10 protein-coding genes are annotated in these 9520 nt (G+C 62.7%); 8 read left to right on the top strand and 2 right to left on the bottom strand.

All coding sequences use genetic code 11. The annotated features are described in order from the left end of the window. The first annotated feature begins 111 nt into the window (after window positions 1–111). Window positions 112–729, top strand: coding sequence for an IMPACT family protein (locus ACTJGZ_RS14985; RefSeq protein WP_441663705.1), 618 nt, complete (start codon window positions 112–114; stop codon window positions 727–729). Window positions 730–1048: 319 nt separating this feature from the next. After that, the gene (locus ACTJGZ_RS14980; protein ID WP_441663704.1) at window positions 1049–1876 is read left to right on the top strand and encodes a TorF family putative porin; all 828 of its coding nucleotides are present in this window, start codon (window positions 1049–1051) and stop codon (window positions 1874–1876) included. A 107-nt stretch (window positions 1877–1983) separates the two neighbouring features. Here the strand turns inward: ACTJGZ_RS14980 and ACTJGZ_RS14975 are convergent, their stop codons facing one another. After that, on the bottom strand, window positions 1984–3276 hold the full coding sequence (locus ACTJGZ_RS14975) for an NCS2 family permease (protein WP_441663703.1): 1293 nt from the start codon (window positions 3274–3276) through the stop codon (window positions 1984–1986). A gap of 303 nt (window positions 3277–3579) precedes the next feature. Here ACTJGZ_RS14975 and tsaD point away from each other — a divergent pair, with 303 nt between their 5' ends. Next, a complete protein-coding gene (gene tsaD, locus ACTJGZ_RS14970) occupies window positions 3580–4635 on the top strand; it encodes a tRNA (adenosine(37)-N6)-threonylcarbamoyltransferase complex transferase subunit TsaD (RefSeq protein WP_441663702.1) in 1056 nt (351 codons plus the stop codon). A gap of 124 nt (window positions 4636–4759) precedes the next feature. Here tsaD and plsY read toward each other — a convergent pair whose 3' ends face one another. Next, window positions 4760–5464, bottom strand: a complete 705-nt coding sequence (gene plsY / locus ACTJGZ_RS14965; RefSeq protein ID WP_441663701.1) for a glycerol-3-phosphate 1-O-acyltransferase PlsY — start codon at window positions 5462–5464, stop codon at window positions 4760–4762. A gap of 295 nt (window positions 5465–5759) precedes the next feature. On the opposite strand from plsY, the gene surE reads away from it, so the two are divergent. The 5 genes from surE to ACTJGZ_RS14940 form a co-directional block, all read left to right on the top strand. Then, on the top strand, window positions 5760–6500 hold the full coding sequence (gene surE / locus ACTJGZ_RS14960) for a 5'/3'-nucleotidase SurE (protein ID WP_441663700.1): 741 nt from the start codon (window positions 5760–5762) through the stop codon (window positions 6498–6500). Window positions 6501–6508: 8 nt separating this feature from the next. Then, window positions 6509–7333: a protein-L-isoaspartate(D-aspartate) O-methyltransferase gene (locus ACTJGZ_RS14955; protein ID WP_441663699.1), complete on the top strand. Its 825-nt coding sequence runs from the start codon at window positions 6509–6511 to the stop codon at window positions 7331–7333. Window positions 7334–7382: 49 nt separating this feature from the next. Then, the gene (locus ACTJGZ_RS14950; RefSeq protein WP_441663698.1) at window positions 7383–8243 is read left to right on the top strand and encodes a peptidoglycan DD-metalloendopeptidase family protein; all 861 of its coding nucleotides are present in this window, start codon (window positions 7383–7385) and stop codon (window positions 8241–8243) included. After that, a complete protein-coding gene (locus ACTJGZ_RS14945; RefSeq protein ID WP_441663697.1) occupies window positions 8240–9031 on the top strand; it encodes a 3'-5' exonuclease in 792 nt (263 codons plus the stop codon). Before ACTJGZ_RS14950 ends, ACTJGZ_RS14945 begins: the two co-directional genes overlap by 4 nt. 233 nt (window positions 9032–9264) lie before the next feature. Next, window positions 9265–9520: TRAM domain-containing protein (locus tag ACTJGZ_RS14940; protein ID WP_441663696.1), on the top strand; the 256-nt coding region annotated here is incomplete at its 3' end.

Below are 9520 nucleotides of genomic sequence, written 5' to 3'. Positions count from 1 at the left end.
GCGCATCTTCGAAATCCAGGAAGGCGGCCAGATCAATGATTACCGCGGTACCTACGAAGAGTTGCTGGCCTCCAAGGGCGTGGCTGGCTGATCTCGGGTGGCGCGGTGAGCATGCCCATCAGCACCCTGGAAGGCCCGGCCAGTTACGAGGAAGACGTCAAAAAAAGCCGCTTCCTCGCGCTGGCCTGGCCTGTGGATGATGTCGGCCAGGCCATGGCGCATTTTGCGGCAGCCAGCGACCCGGAGGCCACCCACAATTGCTGGGCTTACCGTATCGGCGCGCAATATCGTTTCAATGACGATGGCGAACCTGGCGGCACGGCGGGGCGGCCTATTCTGCAAGCCATAGAGGGCCAGGGGCTGGACCAGGTGGCCGTTTTGGTCATCCGCTGGTTTGGCGGCATCAAACTGGGGGCAGGCGGGCTGGTGCGCGCCTATTCGGGTGCCGCGGCGCAATGCCTGCGGCTCGCGCCCAAACGCGTGATTATTCCCAGCCGCCTGGTGGAAACTGCCGTCGTATTCGCTGAACTGGCACGCGCCCAGGCCTTTGTGCTTGGCCAGGGCGCGGAGATCATGGCGGAAACCTATGATGGCGAAGGTGTTTCCTGGATGCTGAAAGTGCCTGAAAGCGCGCTGGACGCCGTTCATCGGGGCCTGATGGACATGACACGCGGAAAAGCCCCTTGGAAGGTTCAGGACGCTGCCGGCGGCACCGGCGCGCCGGCCTGAACGCCTGCTTTTGGCGCATAAAGCCAGGGCCTATGCGCACCATTGCGAAGCAAACTCTGGCATACAGAGGCCATGCGGGGGCCATGTACAGGCCATGTACGTGCCATTAGTCAGGCATAAACGAGACATAAACAAGCCGTGAACGGATCATGAGCAGCACCTGAACGTGCCGGCGCCAGCCGCCGCGCCGGTTCTGGGCGGGTTGGCATGAAAAATGCTTAGGAAAACATAGCGGCCTGCCTGGGCGCCCGGAAGACGGGACGGCGGGCAGGGCGCCATGGCCTGAGGCCATGCTTTTTCCTACTGCCTGGATGCCACCATGATGAAAACCTTGCTACTTGCTTCGCTGGCCACCGCCGCGCTGGGCCTGGCCTTGGGCGCGCCGCCCGCCAGGGCTGAACCCCAAGGCCAGACTGATACCGATACCGGACCCGATAGCGCAACGGGCAGCGGCACCCGTCTCGGGGCCGGATTCACCCTGAGCGGCAATGCCGCCATCACCAATGACTACCGTTTCCGCGGCTATTCCCAGACCAACTTCCGACCGGCGGCGCAACTGGGCTTAGAGCTAAGCCATGCTTCCGGCTTTTACCTGGGCAACTGGAATGCCAACGTGGCGGACAATGTCTTCAATCAGGCCAATCTGGAAGTGGATTTCTATGGCGGCTGGCGGGGGGAGCTGGGCCACGGGCTGGGCCTGGACATTGGCGTCTTGCAATATTGGTATCCCGGCTCCGACAAGACGCCGGTCGCGGGCAAGGGCGGAAATTTCAACAATACCGATCTGTATCTGGGCTTGAGCATCGAGATGTTCAGCCTCAAATATAGCTATTCCCCTAGCGATTTTTTCAATACGCCGGATAGCAAGGGCAGTTGGTATCTGGATGCGGCCGCCAATGTCGATTTGGGCAATGGTTGGGGGCTGGATGCGCACCTGGGTTACCAGAAACTGAAAAACCAGGTGGATATGGAGGGTGAGGGCATCGGTCACTATGTGGACTATCGCCTGGGGGTCAGCAAAGACCTGAGCGGTTGGGTGCTGGGGCTGGCCGTGGCGGGCGCCAGCGCCAGTGACTGGCTGCCCACCCGCAGCGGCAGAAAATCAGGCCGCCCAGGTGCCGTATTTTCGCTGTCCCACGCCTTTTGACCGGGCGGAAAGAATAGGGCAGCAAGCCGCGTGCGGTAAAGACGCGTGCAGTAAAGACGAGTGCGGCGAGAGCGGCGCGGCGGACGCAGGAGGCGTCCGCCGCCAGTTTAGCCAGCGAAGAACGCGTAACGGATGACAAACAGCGCCGCCACGACCCAGGTCGCGGGATGGACGTCGCGGATGCGGCCGGTACCGGTTTTCAGGATGACGTAGCTGATGAAGCCGAAGGCCAAGCCGTTGGCGATGGAGTACGTGAAAGGCATCATCAGCACGGTGAGTGCTGCCGGGGTGGCTTCCGTGATGTCATTCCAGTTGATGTCCGTCATTTCGCGCATCATCAGACCGGCGACATACAGCAGCGCAGGGGCGGTGGCATAGGCCGGCACGGAACCTGCCAGCGGCGCGATGAACAGCGCGGCCAGGAACAGCACGGCCACGACCAGCGCGGTCAGGCCGGTGCGGCCGCCAGCCTGCACGCCGGAGGCGCTTTCGACGAAGGCCGTGGTGCTGCTGGTGCCCAGCGCGGAACCGGCAATGATGGCAGTGCTGTCGGCGAACAAGGCGCGGCCCAGACGGTTGGGCTTGCCTTCAGGCAGCAGGTCGGCGCGCTTGGCCACGCCAACCAGCGTGCCGGTGGCGTCGAACACTTCCACCAGAACGAATACCAGAATCACGCTGATGAAGCCGGTTTGCAGCACGCCCATGATATCGAGCTGCATGAAGGTGGGCAGAATGCTGGGCGGCGCGGAGAACACGCCAGCAAAGTCGTTGTAGCCCAGCAGCATCGACAGGACGGTGATGGCCAGAATGCCGATGAGGATCGCGCCGCGCACGCGCAGGGCATCCAGAATGGCGATCAGGAAAAAGCCGCCCAGCGCCATCAGCGGGGCATGGTGGTGCATATCACCCAGGGCGACCTTGGTGGCCGGGTGGGCCACAATGATGCCGGAGGTGCTGAGCGCGATGATCGCCAGGAACAGGCCTATCCCTGCAGCGATGGCGCTGCGCAGCGATTTGGGGATGCCCGCGATCAGCCACGCGCGGATGCCGGTGGCGGTCAGGACAATGAAGATCACGCCGGAAATGAAAACGGCCCCCAGCGCTTGCTGCCAGCTGTAGCCCATGGTGCCCACGACCGTGAACGCGAAGAAGGCGTTCAGCCCCATGCCGGGCGCCATGCCGATGGGCCAGTTGGCAACCAGCGCCATAATGACCGAACCCAGGGCGGCTGCCAGGCAGGTCGCCACGAAGACTGCATTGCGGTCCATGCCGGTCGAAGACAGGATGTCCGGGTTAACGAAAATGATGTAGGACATCGTCAGGAAGGTCGTGATCCCGGCGATGATCTCAGTGCGCACATTGGTGCCGTGCTCACGTAGTTTGAAGAGTTGCTCCAGCATGGGGGTTCCAGAGAGTAGGTCGATGAAGGGCCAGGCAGGCGGGCAGTATTGGCAGTATCACAAGTTCGCAAGCGCGCGGCACGCCTTAGCCCGCAGTGGGCGTGGGTTGGCCGGGCCAGGCGTAAGCAGGCAGGCGGCAGTGCCGGTTTGTCTGGCTGCGCAGCTGGCATTTTCGTTGATTGGCCGCACCAATGAAAGCCTGCCGAAAACCGCGCAGAAATTACCACTTTTCACACAGGTATGCAGCGTTTTCCGTGAACGGCACTGAAAGAAACGCAGGATTTGGATGTAAACTGCCGCCGCATGATCATCTTGGGATTCGAAAGCTCCTGTGACGAGACCGGCGTAGCCGTCGTCTGTACGGAGCGCGGGCTGCTGGCTCACGCCTTGCATACACAAATCGCCATGCACGCCGATTACGGCGGCGTGGTGCCTGAACTTGCCTCACGCGACCATATCCGCCGCGCCTTGCCCTTGACGACCGAAGTGCTGTCTCAGGCAGGCCTGGCCTTGACGGATGTCGATGCCATTGCCTATACGGCTGGCCCCGGCCTGGCTGGCGCCTTGCTGGTGGGCAGCAGCGTGGCGCAGTCCATGGCCTGGACGCTGGGCGTGCCGGCCATTCCCATTCATCACCTGGAAGGGCATTTGCTCTCGCCGCGCCTGGCCACGCCGCAACCGGCGTTTCCGTTTGTGGCGCTGCTGGTGAGTGGCGGGCATACGCAATTGATGCGTGTGGATGGCGTGGGCCGCTATGAATTGCTGGGTGAAACACTGGATGACGCGGCTGGCGAAGCCTTTGACAAGAGCGCTAAGCTGCTGGGCTTGGGCTATCCCGGCGGGCCGGCCTTGTCGGCCTTGGCTGAGCATGGCGACGCGAGCCGTTTCGAATTGCCGCGCCCCATGCTGCACAGCAAGGACCTTGATTTCAGTTTCAGCGGCCTGAAAACGGCGGTACTGACCAAAGTGAAGGCAGCCAATGCCCAGGGCGCCATGGACGAGCAGACCCGGGCGGATCTGGCGGCTGCCACGCAGCAGGCGATTGTGGAAGTGCTGATCGCCAAGGCGGCCAAGGCCTTGAAACAGACTGGCCTCAAGCGCCTGGTCGTGGCCGGTGGCGTGGGCGCCAACCGCTTGTTGCGCCAGCGCCTTGAAACCGCGCTCAAGCCCCTCAAGGGAGAAGCCTTTTTCCCGCCGCTGGCTTTGTGTACCGATAATGGCGCGATGATTGCCTTTGCCGCCGCCCAGCGGGTGCAGACGGGGCTATGGTCGCCAGACGATGATCCTGACACCAGCCTGGCGCATGCCTTTACCGTGCGGCCCCGCTGGGATCTGGCGGACGTTTCGCTGCCACGTTAGGCGGCGCGCTGCTGCCGTCAGGCAAAAAAATGCCCGTCATTCACATGGCGGGCATTTTTTATGGTGCCGGGGAAACCTGGCGCGGCTCTTGCGTCATCCTGGCGGTGACGCGATTCCAGCATGCTTAACGCTTGCGTTCCTTGCGGGCGGCGGCATTGGGGCGGATTTTCCCGGAAATCGTGGCATTGCCGCCATGTTCCTTTTTCTGGCCGATACGGCTTTCCTTGCCGGCAAGCAGGCGCTCGATATTGGCGCGGTGCCGGACGAATAGCAGCAGCGTCATGGCGACAATGGCGGTGCCGACTTCCATGCTGGCGCGCCAGGCAAGGCCGGAACCGAGAATGTAGTACAGCGGCGCCGCCAGGGCCGCGATCAGCGCCGCCAGCGACGAATAGCGCCAGATCAGCGCGGAAGCCAGCCAGGTCAGGATGACCAGCAGTGCCAGCCAGGGGGTCAGGCCCAGCAGGACGCCCAGGGCCGTGGCGACGCCCTTGCCGCCTTTGAAACCCAGGAACAGCGGAAACAGGTGGCCAAGAAAGACGGCAATGGCCGTGAAGGCCAGGACGCTGGCTCCCAGGTCGTATTCCGGCCCCCAATGGCGCACGGCCCATACCGGCAGCCAGCCTTTGGCGGCATCGCCCAGCAGCGTCAGGGCGGCGGCAGCCTTGTTGCCGGTACGCAGCACGTTGGTGGCGCCCGGGTTGCCGGAACCGTATTGGCGCGGGTCCTGTAAGCCCATGATCTTGCTGACGATGACGGCAAAGGGCAGGGAGCCGATCAGATAGGCCAGAGGGACGACAATCCAGGGCAGCAGAGCGTATTCGTTCATGAGAGACGGGTAAAGTGGGCGTTCATGCAGGGCTGCCCATTGTAAGTGCTAAGTCCGCGCTAAGGGCGGCGAATGTTCACCCACCGTTCCCGCATCGCGGCACCGCGCGCGGCGCCCGCGCAGGCCGGTTTGCCAGGCTGCGCCGGGCGATTTTCAGATAGTCGGCGCAATCCTGTTGTTTGATAGGGTAGCGGTGGGCGGAAGCGGTGCCGGCAGGTACAATCAGACGCTGCCGGTTCGTTGGAAAAAGGCGCCTGCGAGGTGTCACGGCAGCTTTATGGATGGACAGGAAAATATGCGTATTTTGATTTCCAATGATGATGGTTATTCGGCACCTGGCCTGCAGGCGCTGGTAGATGCCTTGCAAGGCTTGGGCGAATTGACCGTCATTGCGCCGGAAGCCAATCACAGCGGCGCCTCGAATTCGCTGACCTTGTCCCGGCCCCTGACCGTGCGCACGGTCAGCAATGGATTTCTGTGCGTCAATGGCACGCCTTCCGATTGCGTGCATATCGCGCTCACCGGCCTGCTGGATCAAATGCCCGATCTGGTCGTGTCGGGTATCAATAACGGCGCCAATATGGGGGATGACACCCTGTATTCGGGAACGGTCGCGGCTGCGATGGAAGGCTACTTGTTCGGTGTGCCGGCCATTGCATTTTCCTTGGTGGAAAAGGGCTGGTCGAACCTGGATGCGGCTGCTGCCGTGGCACGCCAGATTGTCGAGCGCCAGGTGGCCCGCCCGCTGACAGCGCCGTCGCTGTTGAGCGTGAATATTCCCAATCTGCCCTTGCATGAAATCAAGCCGCCGCGTGTCACGCGCCTGGGCCGCCGGCATCCGTCTTCGCCCGTCATCCGTTCATCCAACCCGCAAGGGGAAGTGATTTACTGGATAGGGCCGTCGGGCGCTGCGGCCGATGCTGCCCCCGGCACAGATTTCCATGCCTTGTCCGAGGGTGCTGTCTCGGTCACGCCCTTGCAGACGGATTTGACGCATCACGGTCAATTGCCGCGTCTGCACGATTGGTTGGCCTGATCGCTGCCATGAGCAAGCAGCCGCCCATTCCGCCTCTGGATCTGCCGCAGGCGCGCCGTACCGGCGCTACGGGCGGCAGCGGCGCGCTGCATGGCATTACACCTGCGAACAGCAATACGCGGGTATCGGCGGCCGTGCTGCCGCCACGCGCCAGCGGGGACGCCGCCACCACCGGGCGTTCCGCTGGCAATCTGGGCCTGAACTCCGACCGTATGCGGGCCGCGATGGTCCAGCGCCTGCGGGCGCAAGGCATTACGGATGATGCGGTGCTGCGGGCCATGAATGATATTCCGCGCCACCGTTTTGTTGATGAAGCGCTGGCGAGCCGGGCCTATGAAGACGCGGCCTTGCCGATAGGCTTCGGGCAAACGATCTCCCAGCCCTGGGTCGTGGCCCATATGATTGCGCTGGGCATGGCGGGCAAGACGCCGCGCCGGGTGCTTGAAGTCGGGGCAGGGTGCGGCTACCAGGCAGCCGTGCTGTCGCAACTGGTGCGGGAAGTTCATACCATTGAACGCATGCGCGGCCTGTATGATCTGGCGCGCGCCAATCTGGCCGGGCCGACTTACCGCAATATCCGTTTGGTTTATGGTGATGGGATGGCCGGTTTGCCGAAAGCCGCGCCATTTGACATGATTATCGTTGCGGCCGCAGGGCTGACCATTCCGGATGCGCTGTTGCAGCAATTGGCGCGCGGCGGCCGATTGGTTGCGCCTGAAGGCGCAACCCAGCAGCGTCTGGTGGTCATCGAACGCACCGGCCCGCAACAATGGCGGCGCCAGGAACTTGAGGCGGTCCGTTTCGTTCCGCTCAAGCCCGGCATACAATCCTAATTATTGGAGCTTTGTGCACAGCACAAGGCATGAACGTATTTTTATCGCTATGACGAATTCATCTGCTACGCGCACTTTCCGACTTCCCTTGCTGGCCGCTGCCCTGGTTTTGGCCGGCTGCGCATCCCAGCAGCCTGCCCCCATTGTGGACGGCGGCGCCGTCAAACCCGCTATCCAGACCCCCGCGCCTTCTACGGGCATCGCCGGGGCCTCTTACACGGTGCAGCCGCGCGATACGCTGTATCAAATTGCGCGCAACAACAATGTGTCGATGGATGACCTGCGCCGCTGGAATAACATCACTGACCCGAACCAGCTGCGTATCGGCCAGGTATTGCGCCTGTCGTCTTCGGGCGGCGCAGTGACGGGCGGCAGCCAGTCTGCGGGCAATGGCGGCACTCAGGTGGCGGCGATTTCCGATCCCAAGCCGGTCACGGCGCAGCCGCCCAAAACCGCGCCGGTCGCACCTGTGACGGCGACGCCTGCCCCGGCAGCCAGCGCCAGCACCCCGGATGAAAAAAATGTGGTGCGCGCCGCCGATGCCAATTTGATCGACTGGGGCTGGCCGGCATCGGGTAAATTGATCCAGGGCTTCAATGCCAATACCAAGGGGATAGATATCGACGGCCAGCCGGGCGACCCCGTGGTGGCAGCGTCGGCCGGCCAGGTCATGTATAGCGGCAATGGCGTGCGCGGCCTGGGCAACCTCATCATCATCAACCATACCTCTGGTTTCATCACGGCTTACGCCCATAACCGCGCGCTGCTGGTCAAGACCGGCGACAAGGTAAAGCGCGGCCAGCGTATTGCTGAATTGGGGCAGACCGACACGACCTCGCCGCGCCTGCACTTTGAAGTGCGCCGCCAGGGCACGCCGGTGGATCCGCTCAAGTATTTGCCGCACCGATGACACCGACACTGGTCTTCGACCTGGAAACCATCCCGGATATTGACGGGCTCAGGCGTTTGAGCGGCTGGGGCCAGGATGTGCCGGACGCCGAGGTCGCCGAACGCGCTTTTGCCGCCCGCCGCGAAGAGAAGGGGCATGATTTCCTGCCCCTGCACTTGCAGCGCGTGGCCGTCATCAGTTGCACCTTCCGTGACGACAGCGGTTTTCGTGTCCGCACGCTGGGCAAACAGGGAGACTCCGAGGCGGCGCTGATTGCCGGCTTTTTCAAGACGATAGAGCGCTATACGCCTACGCTGGTCAGCTGGAACGGGTCGGGCTTCGATTTGCCGGTCTTGCACTACCGCGGCCTGATTCACGGCCTGCAGGCGCCGCGCTACTGGGATATGGGCGAGGAAGACCGGGATTTCAAGTTCAATAACTACATCTCCCGCTATCACCAGCGCCATACCGATCTGATGGATTTGCTGGCCAAGTACAACGGCCGGGCCAATGCGCCGCTCGATGAGCTGGCCAAGCTGTGCGGTTTTCCGGGCAAGCTGGGCATGGACGGCAGCCAGGTCTGGCCGGCCTGGCTGGCTGGCAAGGAAGATGAGATCCGGGCTTACTGCGAGACGGATGTCGTGAATACCTGGCTCGTCTATTGTCGTTTTCGCCTCATGCGCGGCGAACTGGATCCGCATAGCTATGAGGCTGAAGTTCAGCTGGTGCGGGATACCCTGACGGCCAGCAGCAGCGCGCCGCATTGGCAAGAATATCTGGCAGCCTGGGACGCAGAAAATAGCGTCTGATGCCAGCCGCCGGCCTGTTTGCCGGATATCAGGAAGCAACGCCGGCCTATGTGCCGGCGTTGCTGATTCCGCTGCCGTCATGGCGGCCAGGAACTGATTCCGGGGGCATGGGCAGACCAACGGCCGTATTGAACGCAGGTAAAACGAAACGCTTGTGGTGTGCGCGAGACAGTTTCTGGCGCGCGACCGTCAAGGATTGAAAACAGAACCGGGCAGCCCCAGGGCTGATTCCCATGCAAGAAACGCTAGATATCGAATCGCTGGACATGGAGGCGCGTGGCGTCGCACATAGGGAAGGGAAGGTCGTATTTGTAGAAGGGGCGCTGCCAGGCGAGCGTGTCGTGGCACGCGCCCTGAAGTCGAAAGCGTCTTATGAGATTGCCGAGCTGGCGCAGCTTGTCCGTGCTTCGACCCAGCGAGTGGCGCCCCGTTGCCGCCACTTCGGAACCTGCGGCGGCTGCGCCATGCAGCATCTGGAGCCTGCGGCCC

Origin of the sequence: Kerstersia sp., assembly GCF_052103615.1 — a bacterium.
Taxonomy (GTDB): Bacteria; Pseudomonadota; Gammaproteobacteria; order Burkholderiales; family Burkholderiaceae_B; genus Kerstersia.
Note: the sequence above shows the minus strand (reverse complement) of the source record. Positions and strands in the feature narration are given on the sequence as shown.